This is a genomic window from Bradyrhizobium sp. WCU1, assembly GCF_053474805.1.
On sequence record NZ_CM130280.1, the window covers coordinates 3,821,273 to 3,837,217 of the forward strand.

A 15,945-nucleotide genomic window follows, 5' to 3' on the forward strand; every position below is an offset into this window, starting at 1 on the left:
CGATCCCTCCATTTTGTTTTGTCGCAGGGATCCGTGCCCGGCTGTTGCCGGCAGTAAAGCGGAAAACGATGACGACGAAAAGTGTTGGGGCCTTAGCAATGCGTTGCATGCACGGCATCCCGTCGTCCTTGTGAGCGGATCATTCACCAGCGACGCCAAACACTCAGTGTCGTCCCGGCTTTCGCCGGGACGACAGCGGAGCGTGTGGCCCCGCCGGTGCCTCAGGATACCGGCTGCCTGCGCTCGGCCTACGCCTTCACGTTCTCGCCGAGCCACTGGATGGCGGCGTCGGCGCCGGCCTTGCCGTGCGGGATATTCAACGCGGTCAGCGCGACCTCGACGACGCCGAGCGTGCCGAGGATCATCGGCGCATTGACGTGGCCCATATGCGCGATGCGGAAGGCCTGGCCTTGCAGATCGCCGATGCCGGTGCCGAGCACCACGCCGCATTTCTCCTTGGCATAGCGCTGGATCGCGGCGGGATCGGCGCCCTTCACGGTCACGGTCGTCACGGTGTTGGAGCGCTCGGTGGGTTCGGCGATGTTGAAGCCGAGCACCTGTCCCTCCGCCCAGACCGCAACCGCACGGCGCACCGCCTCGCCGAGCAGCCGGTGCCGCTCGAAGGCGTTCTGCAGGCCTTCGGCGTGCAGCATGTTGATCGCCTCGCGCAGCGCGAACAACAGGTGCACCGGCGCGGTGCCGGCATATTTGCGGTAGTGCTCGCTTCCCTCGCGCTCGGTCCAGTCCCAATAGGGCGTGCGCAGATTGGCTTTCTTGTGCGCATCCCAGGCGCGATCGCTGGCGGCGACGAAGCCGAGGCCGGGCGGCGTCATCAGGCCCTTCTGCGACCCGCTCATTGCGACGTCGACATACCATTTGTCCATCTCGAACGGCATGCAGCCGAGCGAGGCGACGGTGTCGACCATGAACAATGCGGGGTGGCCGGCCGCCTTGATCGCCCTGCCGATTGCCTCGATGTCGTTCACCGCACCGGAGGCGGTGTCGATCTGCACCGCGAGGATTGCCTTGATCTTGTGTTCCTTGTCGCGCTTGAGCCGCTCCTCGACCTCGGCCGGGCGGATCGCGCGGCGCCAGTCGCCCTTCAGCACCTCGACCTCCGCGCCCATCGCGGCAGCCGCCATGCCCCAGCCGATCGCGAAGCGCCCGCTCTCCAGCACAAGCACCTTGTCGCCGCGCGACAGCACGTTGGAGAGCGTCGCCTCCCAGGCGCCATGGCCGTTGGAGATGTAGATGTAGGATTTGCCCGCGGTGGCGAACAGGTTCGAGAGATCACGCAGCAGGCTCTCGGTCAGTTCGACCATCTCGCTGGAGTAGATGTCGAGCGCCGGGCGGTGCATCGCCTGCAGCACCTGATCAGGCATCGTTGTGGGCCCGGGGATGGCCAGAAATTCCCGGCCCGCGCGAACGGTCATCGTCCTGTTCCTTTTGGGTAAAGCAACGCAAATCATGCGTCTGAGGGGTCAAGCGGAGAGGATATTCCATCGCACTGCGGATTGCGAGCCGGGCGAAGCAATCCAGCGTTTCCAAAACCGCGGGGCACGCGTCCTATTTGCCGATCGATTCCATCACCGCGCGCCAGATCTGGTCCTTGAACTCGGTCGCGGCGGGGCTCGGGATCTGTGCGACGGCGCCGTGGTTCTTGCTGCAGGCTTCGACCAGCCGCAGCACCCAGATTTCGCCGTCGGTGTAATAGAGGTCGCCGCCGCCATTATGCCCGTTGAAGGTCGGGCCGATGCCGGTGACCTGGTATTTCGCGGTGACCATGCCGGCGGACTCGAGGTCGGCGACGAGCAGGGCGCGTTCGGCGTCGAGATCGGGTGCGATGTGATGGGTCACCGCGCCGGTGTAGTGGCTGATGCCGACGCCGCGGTCGAGCGTCGCAGCGCCCAGCCACACCGGGCGCTTCTCCTGGCCCTGGTCTAGCACCCTCCAGAACCGGACATGGTTGCGGCGATCCGCGCTCGATCCGACCGGGCGCTCGAAGGCGAGGTCTTCGCGGCGGCCGAGATAGAACAGATTGCTCACCGGCGCATCCCTGTAGGGCCGATCGAGCAGCACGGAACCCACGATTTCGATCGAGGATTTCAGCGTCACCGGATCGGCCGGAAACCAGCCGGCCTCGTGCATCGCGCAGACGACGTCCCTGACGTCGCCGATCAGCCCGACATTCATCGGGTCGCCGGGAATTCCCTGCGCGGTGCGGGTCACCATCGGCAAATTGGCGAGGCCCTTCTGATGCTCGTGATGCGTCCACAGCGCCGGCAGCACCAGATAGGCCGCGATCAAATAGGTGGCGAGCACGAACAGCAGCAGCTGCAGATAGCGCAGGCGCTTGCGACGGCGCGGCGCAAGCAGGTTGATCTCGAGATCGGTCATGCCGTGGTCCTTCACCTCTCCCGCTTGCGGGGGAGGTCGGATTGCATCGAAGATGCAATCCGGGTGGGGGCTGTCTCCACGCGATGAGTATCGCTCGTGGCAAGACCCCCACCCCAGCCCTCCCCCGCAAGCGGGAGAGGGTGCGCACTGCCAATGCGGTTGCGTTCGAGTCTCATTCTGTCGAAGTCGAGCCTCAGTCAGCGCCCTAACGCCGCGTCTCGCGGCAGCCGGCGGCCTCGGCTTCCTCGACCGAGCAGAACCAGCGCGTGCCCTTGGAGATCTTCATCTCGATCTTGGCGTACCAGCGGCTGCTCGGCTGGTGGAAGATGCACTCGCCGGAACGGTTGACGTTGCCCTTGATGGTGCAGTCGGGCGAGGGCGCGACCGGACCGGAAGCGGAGGCGAGCAGGATCGAGTGTGCACTCTCCGGCACTTTCGCGGCGCCGAGCACGGGGGTCTTCTTGTTGCGCACGCGCCAGTCCCACGGCGCAATGAACGCGCCCTGCCACATTCCGGCCTTGGCCTCGCGCGCCTCCTTCTCATCCGGCTCGTAGTCACGCGAGATGCGGGTGAAGGCCAGCGCCCAGCCATTGCTGACCATCCACTTCTGGATGTCCTCGCCATCGACCTCGCAGCGCGCGATGGTGCGGCCGCGGCGATCGACCGTGCGGGCATGGCAGGTCCAGCTCTTGTTGCCGGCATGCTTGATCAGCTCGTCGCGCGCGGCGACGCCGCAGGTCCAGCGCTCGCCCTTGGTATTGAGGCAGAGCTGGTCGGTCGACGGCGCGTCGATGCCGCCGAGCCGAATCTTGACGCTGCCGATCATGAGCTGGTCGCCGTCGCGGATCTTCGGCACGCCGGTGATGTCGGCGGCGACCGCCAGCGTCGGCAGCGACAGCAACAGGCCAGCAGTGAGCAGCGTCTTCAGCATCGGCGTTTCCCGGCCAGGTTCTTGGCGTTCAGTGCCCAACGATTGTGCGGGCAATTGGGCAACCGTGCCAGTGCTGTCGTGTTTCCGCCAGTCTCAACTTCGCGTCATCCGATTATGAATGAGCCATCCGCTTCCTCGCCAGCGCCAGCGCCATCAGCACGAACGCTGACGTCACCTCCGGCCCGCCGACCAGTATCCGTGTCGGCGTCTTCATCTTGTTCCATTCATAGGCCTTGTAGGGTCCCTTTCTGCCACCCTCGCCGAGGCCCTGCACGATGCAGTGCAGCGCCGGCGTGAAGCTCGCGACCTCGGCGCCAAGATGCGCCAGCGCCATCAGCGCCAGCGCGGCATCGAACGGGTTCATCTCATGGGTGATCAGCTCGCCCTGGACATAGCCGAGCACGCGGGCGCGGATCAGCGCGAACACGTTGCCGGGATCGATCACGCGCTGCGCCGCCAGCGGCAGCGCGATGAACGCGGCATAGCAGCGGCCGAAATAGGCCGAGTAGAGCTCGGGCAGATAATAGATGTGCGAGCGCGGATTCCTGAACGCGCCGCTTTCGACCAACCTCTCCTGGAAGGCGATGATGCGATGCACCGTCTCCAGCCGCTGCGGCGTCTCGATGATCTGCCAACGGGCAAGGTTGCGGAACGAGACCTCGAGGATGTCGAGGTTCAGCGTCGGGTCGAGGTCGTTGCCATAGGGCCGCTCGCCCCTAAGGTTGTCGATCCAGGTGACGACGCCGCCCTCATAGTCGATGTTGTCGTTCAGCGGCACGGTGACGACAGGCTCGTTGGCGCCCGATCGCACCTGGTAGCCGCGGTAGAAATCCACGAGCGGCTGCGCGAGGATCGGATCGTCGCAGCCGGCTTGCGTGGCGGCCGAGAACGCGCACGCCGTGGTGTCGCAGTCGGGCACGTAGACGCCGAAGCCGAGGTCCTGCTTGATCTGGGCAAAGAAGCGCGAGAAGCGCGGATGCCGGCCCGGTGCCAGCGCGGTGATGACGCGCACGTTCGAGCCGTCATGCGATGGCACCTCCTCGGCGCTGGTCTTCAGGCAGAAGTCCACCATCTCGGCGATCGCGCGCCGCGCCGCGCCGGCTTCATCCGGCGACGCCAGCCCGGTCTCGACAAAGCTGAGCAGCGCTTCGGTGAAGAATGCGTCGTAATAGGCCGATCGGTGGCGGATCTGCACCGGCTCCCACATCGGCTCGGCGATGCCGCGCCATGGCGGGTTGATCAGCGCGCGCGCCGGCGAATGCGCGATGAAGATCCGCGCCAGGCTGAACAGCAAGGTCGAGTTCTTGTAGCCGCGCGCGTTCAGCCCGGTCAGCGCCATCAGCATCTCGCGTCCGCCGATGTCGGCATCGCCGATCAGGTTGAACGCGGCGTAGGTCGGGATGAAGCCGTTTGTCGCGAACGATCCGAGCAGATGCGCAGCCGTCCTGCGGATCGCGCGATCGATCTCGGCGATCGCAGGCGGGCGTGCCGGCGCGGCGGCGGCCGGCGGGGCAGGGTGGCGCACGGCGATGCCGTCCATCAGGGCAGCGACCGGGGCGCCGATCGCGGCCCAGTCCGGCGCCACGGCGTCGCGAGCCTGCGTGAGCGCCGCGCGCAGCCCGGCGAGGCGGTCGGGGTCCTGCAGCGCGGGCAGCCCGGTGCGGCGGAGCAGCGCGCGCAGCGGCGGATTGCCGAGCGCCGTCCGGTAGAACTTTCCGAGATGGGGATCGCCGCCGCGATAGGCCTGCAATACGGGGTCGCAAACGTCGTAAAGCGACGGGCCGTCCTTCCTGACGGCCAGCGACCGGCACACGGCTCCGGCGATCTCGTGAAGGCTCATGAATCCCTTTCCCGCGGAACCGGTTAACGCCGGCGTCCCCGACGGTGTTTCCTCCGGTTCTCCCCCAAACTCGCAAGCCTTTGGAAAGCTACATGAATCCATACAGAACACAAATGTGACGGAGATCACGTAACGGGATTTTAACGGCGTCAATGGCCTGTGCCGGGCGGCAGGGTGCGGCAAACCGGGTTGCCCCGGCCGCCCGTCCGGGTTAAGGGAGTGTTTGTTGCGGCGCCGCAAATTGAGCTCAATTCAACGGCACAGACACCTCAACCCCATTACACCTGATCGTCACTGACGCGACTAACTGGCGCGATTTCGCTCGAACGCCATCGGGATAAAGATTGGGACTAGGAACGCTATGAACCTTAGGCAGCTTCAACTTTCCCGGCGCAGCATCGCCGTCTGTGTGGCGGTGGCCGGCACGGTGTCGCTGGCGATCGGCGCCCATGCCGCGCTCAACAAGCGCATGTTCGAGTCGCCCAAGGGCGCCGTCGCCGCCGGCACCACCGGCAGCATCCCGTCCGGTGCCTCCCGCCTCGCACTGATCATCGGCAACGGCCATTACCCGGACGCATCGGCGCCGCTGGCCCAGCCGATCAACGATGCCCGCACCTTGTCGTCCGCGCTGCGCCACGAGGGCTTTGACGTCGACGTGGTCGAGGATGCCACCAAGGACGACATGTTCCGCGCGGTCGAGCGCATGAAAGCCAAGATCCGCCCCGACACCGTCGTGATGCTGTTCTTCGGCGGCTATGGTGTGCAGGTCGGCCGCGAGAGCTACATGATCCCGGTCGATGCCACGATCTGGAAGGAAGCCGACGTCAGGCGCACCGGCGTCAGCGTCGAGTCCGTGCTCGATGCGATGAAGGAGCGCGGCGCCAAAGCAAAACTCGTGGTGCTCGATGCGTCGCGCCGCAATCCCTATGAACGCCGCTTCCGCGCCTTCTCGCACGGCCTCGCGCCGATCAGCCCGCCGGAGAACACCATCGTGCTGACCTCGGCGACGCCGGGCAAGGTCGCCGACGACGGCAAGGGCGCCAACAGCGTGCTGGTCTCGGAGCTGATCAACAACCTCAACGCCCAGGCCGGCGCAGAGACCGCCTTCAACAAGACCCGCGTCGCGATCTCGCGCGCGAGCGAAGGCGAGCAGGTGCCGAGCGTGTCGTCCTCGCTCCTGGAAGACATCAAGCTCGGCGGCTGAGGTCGGGCTCTTTCCCCACGTCGTCCCGGCGAAAGCCGGGACCCATAACCACAGGGCTGCGTTGTTGAAGCGCGCTGAGGCCACAGCGCTTCAAGACAATTCACATTGGTGGTTATGGGTCCCGGGTCGCGCTTCGCTTGCCCGGGACGACACCGTTTATCCGGTGCCCACTCACTTCGCGTCGGCGCTGGCGCCCACCGGCCGCACCGGATCGCCCTCGCGCAGCAGCGCGCCGGCGCGGGCGACGACGATGTCGCCTTCCTGGATGCCGTCGCGGATCTCGACCTGGCCGGCCGACATCAACCCGGTCTCGACCCGCCGCGTCTCGACGCGGCCGCCGCGCACCACCTGCACCACGGTGCCGGCGGTGGAATAGAGGATCGCGGTCAGCGGCACGGCGACGCCGCAGCTCTGCCCGGTCTTGATCTGGGCGCGGCCGGACGAATTCACCAGCAGCCGCTGGTTCGAGCCGATCGCCACCAACACCTGGCCGAGCTGGCTGTTCGGCTCGATGGTCGGCGCGATCAACCGCACCTTGCCATCCATCTCGCCGGCGCCTGATATCTTCAGCCGCGCGGTCTGCTCGGTCTTCAGCTTGGCGATGTCGCGGGTCGGCACCATGCCGACCAGGTCGTATTCGCTCTTGGCGATGATCGAGAACAGCGCGTCCTTGCCCGAGGCCGGCGCGCCGACGATCGCCGTTGAGCCCGAGATCGTGCCCGCCACCGGCGCCGTGAGGTTGATCGCGTTCGTGCCGTCGGTCAGCCGCGCCAGCACCTGGCCCGCGGTGACGGTGTCGCCGGGATCGGCCTTCACCTCCGCAACCTTCAAGCCGAAGCGATCCGGCCGCACCTGCTGCTCGTCGCGCGGCAGCACGATACCCGAGACCTCGACAATATTGCCGAAGCAGTATTTCGAGGCCTTCAGCACCGTCACCGCCGCGCCCTTCGGCAACGTGTCGGCTTCGCCCGCGGCGGATGCGGGAGCGGCCGCTAGCAGAAGCAGCGCGGAGGCGGCCACCACCGAAGCGCGCAGTCCGTAGGATGGGTAGAGCGATGTGTCCGTCGTAGCTCGAAGAGCGAAGACGGAAGCGAAACCCATCCACTGCTTGAGGCACGAAATCATCGGCAAACTATTCCCAAAATGAGGGCCTCCTGAATACCAGATGCGGCGCTGGCGAACCAGCCGGCTGCGCCGCATCGGCCTTCTCCTGCGCCCTCTTCTGTGTGAGATGGGTCAAATCAGAATCGGGGCCGCATATTCGCTGTCGTCCTGGCGCAGGCCAGGACCCATTGCCCCGAATGGTGGTTGCGGCGCGTGGCTGGGGCCACGATCCCTCTCGGCACGAATAGCGGTGATTATGGGTCCCGGCTTTCGCCAGGACGACGTGGGGAGAGAGTGCCGCTTACTCCGCCGCCGCCGCCACGCGCGGCAGTCCGTCAGCGCACGATGCGCTTGACGCGTCGTGTGGGCGTTGGCTTGGCGGCTGTCGGTGTTTCGATCTGCGCCGCGGCATCGGCATCGGCATCGCGGGCTTCGCGCAGCGCGCGCAGGCGCTCCATGTTCCGGCGCACGGCGATTGCCTCGCGCTCGACATCGGCCATGGCGCGGGCGCCCTCTTCGGCCGCAAGCCGCTGGCGTTCGGCGCGCGCCCGGCTTTCGGGGGTGGGAGCAGGCGACGTTCGGGTGGCCATGGTCATCCTTGCTTCAAATACGCCAAGGCCCGCCCAACCTGTGCAGATCGAGCGGGCCTGGCAGTCACTCCAGTACATCCGTGGAATGACGCTGCGGCATGATTGCTGCGACAAGCGCGGAGCGCTGATGCGAACATCATGCGCGAATGCGAACTCAGGCCAGCTGAAGATTCTCGGCGCTGGTCTTGCCACGCATCTTGTCGGTCTTCAGCTCGAACGACACCTTCTGGCCTTCGGCGAGGCCCGACAGACCGGCGCGCTCGACGGCGCTGATGTGAACGAACACATCCTTGCTGCCGTCATCCGGCTGAATGAAACCAAAGCCCTTCTGGCCGTTGAACCACTTCACAGTACCTGTTGCCATGTCTCTTCTCCAAAGCAGACGTTTCGCGTGATGGACGCGTCACCAATTCAACTGGCGATGTCTTTGGAGGAAGGCCGATGGGACCATTCAACAAGGCGCAACGGCTAATCGAACGGCGGTAATATATACCCGTTTGGCGCGAAAACAAGGCGGGCACGGGAGCGGTTCCGTGACGCGCCTCACTCCGCCGCCGCTTCCGCTGACGGCTCGCCTTTCCAGCTGAGGATCTCCGCCGCCAGGATCGGGTGGTTGAAGCCCTTCACCACGAGGTCGTCGATGGCGCGGCCTTCGACGAAAGCCTCGACCATGCCGTAGACGCGGCGGCTCACCACGATCTGGCCCGCCTTGGCTTCGCCGCACAGGCGGGAGGCGAGGTTGGTGACGCTGCCGATCGCGGCATATTCCAGCCGCTGCTCGAAGCCGACCTGGCCGAGCGTGGCATAGCCGAGCGCGATGCCGATGCCGAACCCCAGACTATGCCCGCGGTTGCGCCATTTCTCGGTCAGCGGGCCGACGGTGTCGCGCATCTCCACCGCCATCCGCACGGCGCGCGCGGTGTGGTCGGCGAGCTGGATCGGCGCGTTGAACAGGATCATCACGCCGTCACCGGCATATTTGTCGAGCGTGCCCTCATATTTGAAGATCAGCTGGCCGAGCGCCGCGTGATATTCGCGCAGCACGTTCATGGCCTCTTCCGGCTCGGTCGCCTCGGTGAAGGCCGTAAAGCCGCGCAGATCGCAGAACACCACCGTGACTTCGCGGCGGTGGCTCTCGAGCAGGCCCTCGGGATTGTCCGACGAGGCGATCAGCTGCGCCACCTGCGGCGCCAGGAAACGCTCGAGCTTGCGGATGCGCTCGATCTCGCCGAGCTGGGTCTCGACCCGGGCCTCCAGCGACTTGTTCCAGTCGGTGAGCTGCTCGGTCTGCTGCTTGAGCTTGTCGGCCTGCTCGCGCACAGTGGAATTGGCTGCTTCCAGCGCGTGGCTCTTCTGGTCGACCTCGGTGAACAGCCGCGCGTTGCGCATCGCCAGCACCGCCTGGTGCGCGAAGGTCTTCATCAGGCCGATCAGGCCCGCGGGGAAATCGCCGGCCGCCTTGCGCAGCACCACCAGCGCGCCGAGCACGCCCTGCTGATCGACCAGCGGCACCACAAGCACCGAGTGGAAGCCGGCGCCGACCACGACATCGCGCAGCGGGTGCTCGGGCTGGGATTCTTGTTTTGACGCGTTTTCTTCACGCGAACCGGTATCCACTTCGCTCGAAAACGCTCTGGTAGCGAGATCCGGGAACGCTAGCGGCTCGCCCTTCGCGGCGGCCTCGCCGAGCGGACTGTTATCAGCGTCGATCGCGCGATGATGGCCTTCGGCCTCGCTGTCGATGCCGATCGATTGCGTCAGAGTGAATGCGCGTTGCGCGGCGTCATAGCCATAGATCAGCACGGCGTCGGCATGGGTGATCTCGAGCGCGCGGGCGGCGACCGTCGGCAGCACGGCGTTGAGGTCGAGCGAGGAGGCCACCGCTCGGCCAACCTCCTCCAGCACCTTCAGCTCGTTGATCGATTGCGCGAGGTCGCGGGTGCGCTCCTGCACCTTGGCCTCGAGGCCGGAGTAGGTCTCGGCCAGCTGCCCGGCCATGCTGTTGAATTGCTCGGCGAGCTCCTCCAGCTCATCCGCGGTCTTCACTTTGATGCGGTGGCCGAAGTCGCCGGCGCCGAGACGCCGCGCGCCGGTACGCAATGCCGTGATCGGCACCAGCATGCGCCGCGCCAGAATCGTGCCGGCGATGATCGCGACCACGAGGCCGAGCGCGATCAGGAGCGCGATGCGCACCAGCTGGTCGCGGATCGGTGACAGCGCCTGCGACGTCGGCTGCTCATAGAACACGTGCCAGCCGAGGTTCGGCGCCGATGTCGCTGTCGTCAGCACCGCATTGCCGTCGACGTCCTTGCCGGAGGCGATCGGCCGGCCGTCCGCGGACAGCACTGCGGCGACCTGCGGCAGCGCGGCGAGGTCCTTGCCGACCTCGGGGCCCTTCGACGAACTCGCCAGCACGCGGCCCTTGGCGTCGACGACATAAGCATAGGCCGTGCGGCCGACCTGGGAATCGCCGAAATAGTCGTTGAGGAAACGCAGGTCGATCTCGGCGACGGTGACGCCGGCATTGAAGCCGGAATGTTGCTCACCGATCGACATATACGGCCGTTCGTCGCGGAAATACGCCGGCGCGTAGGCGGTGCCGCGCTGGACCGCCTCGGTGAAGCGCAGGTCGCGGGAGAGGTCGGTGTTGGAGTTCACCGTGACGGTCTGGCGCGACAGCCGCAGCACCTCGCGGCCCTGGCCGTTGATCAGCGTGAGCTGGCTCACCGCCGGCACCTGGCCGAGCAGCTGGGCATAGTCGGCGCGGCGCAGCTCGAGCGTGTTGGAGGAGGCGCGGGTCACCCAGGAGATCTGGCGTTCGAGATCGGAGATCGACTGTTCGATGTGCTTGGCGGTGGCGTCCGCCTTCTCGCTCATCGCGTCCGTCAGCGTGCTCTTGATGCCGCGGTAGCTGATCCAGGTCTCGAGCGCGCCGTTGACCGCCAGCACGAACACGACGAGGCCGACCAGCGCGAGCACGTATTTGGCGAACAGGCCGCCGCGCAGGAACCAGTTCTTGCCCTTGTCCGTAGCCCCGTTCATCCAGCCTCGTCCGTCCCCTCCAATCCATCGGGTGCGCCGCTGTATCCTGCGCTGTTTAGCACGGATCGGCAGGGCGGGGCGGCTCGTCGGGCCCCATGGTTAGCCGTGGATAGGAGGTTTTGAGTTGGAAGGGGAGCCGTCAGCGGAAGCGCAGTAGGCGGCATACTCCATCCACGTCGTCCTGGCGAAAGCCAGGACCCATAACCACCGTCATCCATGATGAGCGGGATCGCGGCCCCTGCGCGGCGCCATAGCCACCATTCGGGGTAATGGGTCCTGGCGTTCGCCAGGACGACAGCGAGTATGCGGGAATATCAGCGATTGAACAGCTGCCGCAGCACGTCGTTCATCGCCGGGTTGTCGCGCCGCTCGGCGGTGTCGGCCGGCGGAGGATTGGGCGGCGGTGGCGCGGCGGCCTGTGGTGCGTCCGGGGTGGGCTGGGCGAGGCTGCGGCTCGGGCGTGCGGCGTTGCCTTGATTGAGGGTGGAGAGGCCTTGCTGCAGCAGGTTCCCGATGGTGTCGCCGAGCTGCCCGCCGAGCGGATTGCCCTGGCCGGCGCCGCCCGGAGCCTGGCCGGTGCCGGGCTGCGCGCCGTTTCCACCGGCCTGCGCGCCGTTCAGGAGGTTGGTGAGCCCGTTGAGGCCCTGGCTGATCCCCTGCTGGCTCAGCGCCTGGCCATTCGCGCCGAACAGTCCCTTGCCCATCTCCTTGAGCTTGGCATAGGCGGCCTGGGGATTGTCGAGGATGCCCTGCATCTCCGGATAGATCCGCGGGCTGACCCAGGGCCCCTCGACCATCACGGGGATGCCGAGGCCGACCGGATTGCCGGCGCGGCCCTGGCCCTCGGTGGTCATCACCAGCTGCGGCTCGACCCGGAACCCGAGCTGGCGGGTGTTGAGGTCGACGGTGCCGACCCCGCTCATCTTCACCAGCGGCCCGATCAAATTGAGGTCGGTGGTCACCGCCTGACCCTTGTCGAGCTTGAACGAGGCCGAGAGCTGGCTGAGATCGGTCGAAAGCGCCTCACCCTGCTGCCAGCCCGACAATGTGCCGGTGGTGAGGTTGCGGATCATCTGCGCGACGTTGAGGCCGAGGATCTTGCCGTCCTGGAAAACGACGAAGGCGGTGCCGCCGAGATTGCCGACGATGGCGCGCTCGCTCGTGCCCTGCGAGGTCAGCGCGACCTTGGCCTGCATCCTGCCGTCGAGCTTGTCGAACTCGGCGAGGCTCTTCAGCACCGGCAGCGCCCGCACGCCGGCGAGGTCGAGCCGCAGCGTGTAGGTCGGAGTTGTGCTCCTCGCGTCGATCGTGACGTCGCCGTTGGCGGTGCCCTCATAGGCGCCGAGATTGGCGAGCTTGGCCTTCAGCACGCCGCTGTCGACCGACGCCTCGATCGCAGCCTGCGCGAAGCGGCCGTCGCCGATCACGAGCTCTGCCGCCGAGATGCGCGCTTGCGCGTCGACATAATTGAGCCCAGCGAGATCGATCGACGCGTTGCTCCAGCTGTTGGTGCCCGGCGGCTGCGTTGCGCCGGGCTGATCCGGCGGCATCGCAATCGAGATGCGCTGGAAATCGAGATCGAGCTTCACCAGCGGCTTGTTGCTGGCGAAATCGACCGAGGCCCAGCCGGTGAAGCCGCCATCGCCGAGCGTGCCGGACACGCCGTTGAACATCAACACCGTGCCGTTCAGCCGCGCTTCCGCGTTCGCCTTGATCGCCGCGGGCAACAGGCCGGGCGCATCGATGGTGAATTCGGCCGGCACGTTCTGGCGTTCCAGCGGCGCTTGCGGCGCGGTCGCGCGGATCTCGAATTTCAGCTGGCTGTCGCCCGTGCGCGCGTCACCGGTGACGACGATCTTGCGGTCAGCGCCGATCGAGATGTCCGCCTTGAGTGCCTCGATCCGGTTCTCGACCCGGTCGCGCACATTGGAGAACACGATGGTGCCGCCGGTGATGCCGACATGCCGGATCGTGATGTTGCCACCATTGGACGCGGACGACTTCGCCGGCGGATTGTGGTCACGGGTGCGCTCGCGCTGCAACGGCAGATTGACCACCGGCTTCTCTATCACGAGGTCGGTGATCTCGGGCCGGCCCGACCACAGGCTCGACAGCGTCATTTCAGCTGCGACGCGGCTTGCTGCGAACCGGTCGTCGGCCTCGCGCTCCCGCGGGCCCTGCAACACGACATCGCTGAGGGTCAGATTGACCGCCGGCCAGAGGCTAATCCTGACGCCGCCATTGATGCTGAGCTGGTAGCCGGTCTCACGCTCGACCCGCTCCGTGATGGCGGACGTCACGAAGGACGACGGAATCCCGACCGCGGCGACCAGGGCGACGATCGCGATCACGGCGACGATGGCGGCCCCGGCGAATTTCAGTGCTTTCATGTCGTCGTTCCAGGCCGCGCAAGCAGGGTTCCGCCGCGGCGAGACACGGCCGATCGCGCGAGATTACCCCGCAAACCGGACCTCGCTGCAATGGTCGGAAAAATAATCCGTTACCAGCATGAACTTATGTGACCTCTCACACACTCTTATGAGGGTGATTTTTGCTAACCGGGCGTCAGGGGACCGCTCGGATGGATTTGGAAGGCAATACAATGAGCAAACAGGCCGAATTTGCGGTCATTCTGAAGATGAACCCGATGTTCGCCGATCTCGGTGCGGACGAGTTGCAGCGGCTTGCGGGCCTCTGCCACACCCGGCAGCTCGCCACCGGCGAGGTGCTGTTCCAGAAAGGCGATCCCGGCGATGCCCTGTTCGGGGTCCGCCGCGGCCAGATAAGGATCGAAACCGGCGCCTCCGATGGCGCCCGGCTCACACTGAACTTCATGGGATCCGGCGATCTGTTCGGCGAAGTCGCCGTCCTCGACGGCCAGGATCGCACCGCGGATGCCACCGCGGGCGAGCCCACTGAATTGTTCGTGTTGCGGCGGGAGGATTTCCTCGGCTTCCTCGAGCGCGAGCCGAAGGTCGCGGTCAGGCTGATCGCGTTGCTGTGCCAGCGCATCCGCTGGCAGAGCGAGCGGATGGAGGAATCGGTGCTGCAGCCGTTGCCGGTCCGTCTCGCACGCCGGCTCTGCGCGCTGGCCGAGGATTTCGGTTCCGAGGTGCACATCTCGCAGGAACAACTCGGCATCTTCGTCGGCGCTGCGCGCGAGAGCGTCAACCGGCAGCTGCAGACCTGGCGCAAGGACGGCATCGTCGACCTGCAACGCGGCCGGATCATGCTGCACAACATGACCAAGCTGACGGCGGTCGCGCGCAACGATTAGAAACGTTTTCGAGCGAAGCGAGCAATGGCTTCGCGCAACGAACGCGACGAACGGGAAGCCAGGCGGATCGCATGCAACGCGTGCGCGAGGATTTGATTCTCTCGCGCGCTCTGCCTGCGAATGTTGTCGCAGTCCTGCCTAAAAGACGTGCTTGCATGATTTGGCCGCTATCGCTTTCATTGCGGTGCCGGTCCTTGGGGTGACACCCAGCCTTGCTGGCCTCACGCCATCCACCTGCAAACCCCTGCGGTCTCTTTCCCGTTGACCGCAGGGGTTTTGCGTTTCGCGACCACGTGACGCGAATTCGCCGACCTCAATGCCATTCAAGGATGGGCCGTGCAGATATCGGCCGGCGCCGCACTCGGCATCGCGGCGGAGGCGCCGATGGATGCGCGCTTTGGCGGTCTGGACTATGCTGTTCCAGCATTCTACCTCGGTGCGAGGAATGGGAACGGGAGATTCGCCATGGATCAGCAGGGCGCGGGTGGCAAGCCGCCGGTCAAGTCGCAGGAGGATCTTCGCGGGCATTTCGGGCAGGTGAGCCCGCTCGCGGAGAAGAAGGTCCTCCACCATCTCGACAAGTTCTGCCGCGACTTCATCGCGCTGTCGCCGTTCCTCGTCATCGCCTCCAGCGACGGCAACGGCCATGCCGATGCCAGTCCGCGCGGCGATGCGCCCGGCTTCGTCTCCGTGATCGACAACAAGACGCTGCTGATCCCGGACCGGCGCGGCAACAACCGGGTCGATACGTTCGGCAACATCATCGCCTCGCCCGGGGTCGGGCTGATCTTCATGGTGCCGGGCATCAACGAGACGCTGCGCATCAACGGGCGGGCGGAGATTTCGCAGGAGCCGGATCTGCTGACCCCGCTGACGGTGCAGAACGTCACGCCGGTCATCGGCCTCAAGGTGCATGTCGATGAAGTCTACTTCCACTGCGGCAAGGCGCTGATGCGCTCGAAGCTGTGGAGCCCCGCTGCGCAGGTCGAACGCAACAGCTTCCCGACACTCGGCCGGATCATCGCCGAGCAGACCGCCGCGATCGAGGTCGAGGTCGCCGAGAAGGCGATGGAAGAGGCTTATCGCACGCGGCTCTACTGACCCGACCGCTAGGGTGACGTGATTTGCTTCAGGAGTGCCGTATCGCCGAACTCGACGAGTTCGGCGATCTTGCCGTTCTCGATCCTGAAGAGATCGACGACCTCCGTCGTGACCGTGATGTCCTTCGGAATGAAGCGGACCGTGATGGTCGAGTGCACGGCGACGCGGTCACCATCGATGAGGAAGCTCGTGACCTTGCGATCCACGAACTGGAACGCCGTGATGAAATCCGACAGCGCCTGCCGGACATTCGCGTGCCCCTCGACGGCGCCGGTCAGATGAAGAGCCTCTTTGTCACCAACCAGTTCGAAACTGGCGCCGGGGCCAAATGCTTTCATCAGCTCATCGATGTCGCCCTTGTTGCGCGCGGCATATGCCTCAGTGATCAAGCGATGGATTGCTTCGCGGTCTGTCATCGGGAGCCCTCCTCTCCGGCCTGAAAGGCAGCTACTCTACCAC

At 65.9% G+C, this 15,945-nt stretch carries 13 protein-coding genes; 3 read left to right on the forward strand and 10 right to left on the reverse strand.

Going from position 1 to position 15,945, the window contains the following annotated elements; genetic code table 11:
• Positions 1–248: 248 nt before the first annotated feature.
• The 4 genes from ACTUWL_RS17800 to ACTUWL_RS17815 form a co-directional block, all read right to left on the reverse strand.
• Positions 249–1,433, reverse strand: a complete 1,185-nt coding sequence (locus tag ACTUWL_RS17800) for a pyridoxal-phosphate-dependent aminotransferase family protein (protein ID WP_021081964.1) — start codon at positions 1,431–1,433, stop codon at positions 249–251.
• A 133-nt stretch (positions 1,434–1,566) separates the two neighbouring features.
• Entirely contained in the window at positions 1,567–2,397 is an 831-nt protein-coding gene (locus tag ACTUWL_RS17805) for an LssY C-terminal domain-containing protein (protein WP_021081963.1), read from the reverse strand.
• A 205-nt stretch (positions 2,398–2,602) separates the two neighbouring features.
• Positions 2,603–3,328, reverse strand: a complete 726-nt coding sequence (locus ACTUWL_RS17810) for a thermonuclease family protein (RefSeq protein WP_021081962.1) — start codon at positions 3,326–3,328, stop codon at positions 2,603–2,605.
• A gap of 112 nt (positions 3,329–3,440) precedes the next feature.
• Positions 3,441–5,168 (reverse strand): hypothetical protein, encoded by a 1,728-nt coding sequence (locus tag ACTUWL_RS17815; protein ID WP_106939974.1) that lies wholly within the window; start codon positions 5,166–5,168, stop codon positions 3,441–3,443.
• 361 nt (positions 5,169–5,529) lie between these two features.
• On the opposite strand from ACTUWL_RS17815, the gene ACTUWL_RS17820 reads away from it, so the two are divergent.
• Entirely contained in the window at positions 5,530–6,372 is an 843-nt protein-coding gene (locus tag ACTUWL_RS17820; RefSeq protein ID WP_021078027.1) for a caspase family protein, read from the forward strand.
• A 171-nt stretch (positions 6,373–6,543) separates the two neighbouring features.
• Here ACTUWL_RS17820 and ACTUWL_RS17825 read toward each other — a convergent pair whose 3' ends face one another.
• The 5 genes from ACTUWL_RS17825 to ACTUWL_RS17845 form a co-directional block, all read right to left on the reverse strand.
• Positions 6,544–7,473: an efflux RND transporter periplasmic adaptor subunit gene (locus ACTUWL_RS17825; RefSeq protein WP_106939975.1), complete on the reverse strand. Its 930-nt coding sequence runs from the start codon at positions 7,471–7,473 to the stop codon at positions 6,544–6,546.
• 338 nt (positions 7,474–7,811) lie between these two features.
• Positions 7,812–8,066: a hypothetical protein gene (locus tag ACTUWL_RS17830; RefSeq protein WP_021078029.1), complete on the reverse strand. Its 255-nt coding sequence runs from the start codon at positions 8,064–8,066 to the stop codon at positions 7,812–7,814.
• 154 nt (positions 8,067–8,220) lie between these two features.
• Positions 8,221–8,430 (reverse strand): cold-shock protein, encoded by a 210-nt coding sequence (locus ACTUWL_RS17835; protein ID WP_021078030.1) that lies wholly within the window; start codon positions 8,428–8,430, stop codon positions 8,221–8,223.
• Positions 8,431–8,609: 179 nt separating this feature from the next.
• Positions 8,610–11,108 carry an adenylate/guanylate cyclase domain-containing protein gene (locus ACTUWL_RS17840; protein ID WP_021078031.1) on the reverse strand — a complete coding sequence of 833 codons (2,499 nt, stop codon included), beginning with the start codon at positions 11,106–11,108 and terminating at the stop codon, positions 8,610–8,612.
• A gap of 314 nt (positions 11,109–11,422) precedes the next feature.
• Complete coding sequence (locus ACTUWL_RS17845) at positions 11,423–13,498, reverse strand: AsmA family protein (RefSeq protein WP_021078032.1); 2,076 nt, start codon at positions 13,496–13,498, stop codon at positions 11,423–11,425.
• Positions 13,499–13,710: 212 nt separating this feature from the next.
• Here ACTUWL_RS17845 and ACTUWL_RS17850 point away from each other — a divergent pair, with 212 nt between their 5' ends.
• Both ACTUWL_RS17850 and ACTUWL_RS17855 read left to right on the forward strand, forming a co-directional pair.
• The gene (locus ACTUWL_RS17850; protein WP_035650774.1) at positions 13,711–14,385 is read left to right on the forward strand and encodes a Crp/Fnr family transcriptional regulator; all 675 of its coding nucleotides are present in this window, start codon (positions 13,711–13,713) and stop codon (positions 14,383–14,385) included.
• A gap of 465 nt (positions 14,386–14,850) precedes the next feature.
• On the forward strand, positions 14,851–15,486 hold the full coding sequence (locus ACTUWL_RS17855) for a pyridoxamine 5'-phosphate oxidase family protein (RefSeq protein ID WP_035650777.1): 636 nt from the start codon (positions 14,851–14,853) through the stop codon (positions 15,484–15,486).
• A gap of 8 nt (positions 15,487–15,494) precedes the next feature.
• Here the strand turns inward: ACTUWL_RS17855 and ACTUWL_RS17860 are convergent, their stop codons facing one another.
• Positions 15,495–15,902 carry a nuclear transport factor 2 family protein gene (locus tag ACTUWL_RS17860; RefSeq protein WP_021078035.1) on the reverse strand — a complete coding sequence of 136 codons (408 nt, stop codon included), beginning with the start codon at positions 15,900–15,902 and terminating at the stop codon, positions 15,495–15,497.
• Between the last annotated feature and the right edge of the window lie 43 nt (positions 15,903–15,945).

Coding starts and splice junctions, on each gene's coding strand:
- ACTUWL_RS17800 (WP_021081964.1), bottom strand. CDS start 1,433: ATGACCGTTCGCGCGGGCCGGGAATTTCTGGCCATCCCCGGGCCCACA.
- ACTUWL_RS17805 (WP_021081963.1), bottom strand. CDS start 2,397: ATGACCGATCTCGAGATCAACCTGCTTGCGCCGCGCCGTCGCAAGCGC.
- ACTUWL_RS17810 (WP_021081962.1), bottom strand. CDS start 3,328: ATGCTGAAGACGCTGCTCACTGCTGGCCTGTTGCTGTCGCTGCCGACG.
- ACTUWL_RS17815 (WP_106939974.1), bottom strand. CDS start 5,168: ATGAGCCTTCACGAGATCGCCGGAGCCGTGTGCCGGTCGCTGGCCGTC.
- ACTUWL_RS17820 (WP_021078027.1), top strand. CDS start 5,530: ATGAACCTTAGGCAGCTTCAACTTTCCCGGCGCAGCATCGCCGTCTGT.
- ACTUWL_RS17825 (WP_106939975.1), bottom strand. CDS start 7,473: ATGGGTTTCGCTTCCGTCTTCGCTCTTCGAGCTACGACGGACACATCG.
- ACTUWL_RS17830 (WP_021078029.1), bottom strand. CDS start 8,066: ATGGCCACCCGAACGTCGCCTGCTCCCACCCCCGAAAGCCGGGCGCGC.
- ACTUWL_RS17835 (WP_021078030.1), bottom strand. CDS start 8,430: ATGGCAACAGGTACTGTGAAGTGGTTCAACGGCCAGAAGGGCTTTGGT.
- ACTUWL_RS17840 (WP_021078031.1), bottom strand. CDS start 11,108: ATGAACGGGGCTACGGACAAGGGCAAGAACTGGTTCCTGCGCGGCGGC.
- ACTUWL_RS17845 (WP_021078032.1), bottom strand. CDS start 13,498: ATGAAAGCACTGAAATTCGCCGGGGCCGCCATCGTCGCCGTGATCGCG.
- ACTUWL_RS17850 (WP_035650774.1), top strand. CDS start 13,711: ATGAGCAAACAGGCCGAATTTGCGGTCATTCTGAAGATGAACCCGATG.
- ACTUWL_RS17855 (WP_035650777.1), top strand. CDS start 14,851: ATGGATCAGCAGGGCGCGGGTGGCAAGCCGCCGGTCAAGTCGCAGGAG.
- ACTUWL_RS17860 (WP_021078035.1), bottom strand. CDS start 15,902: ATGACAGACCGCGAAGCAATCCATCGCTTGATCACTGAGGCATATGCC.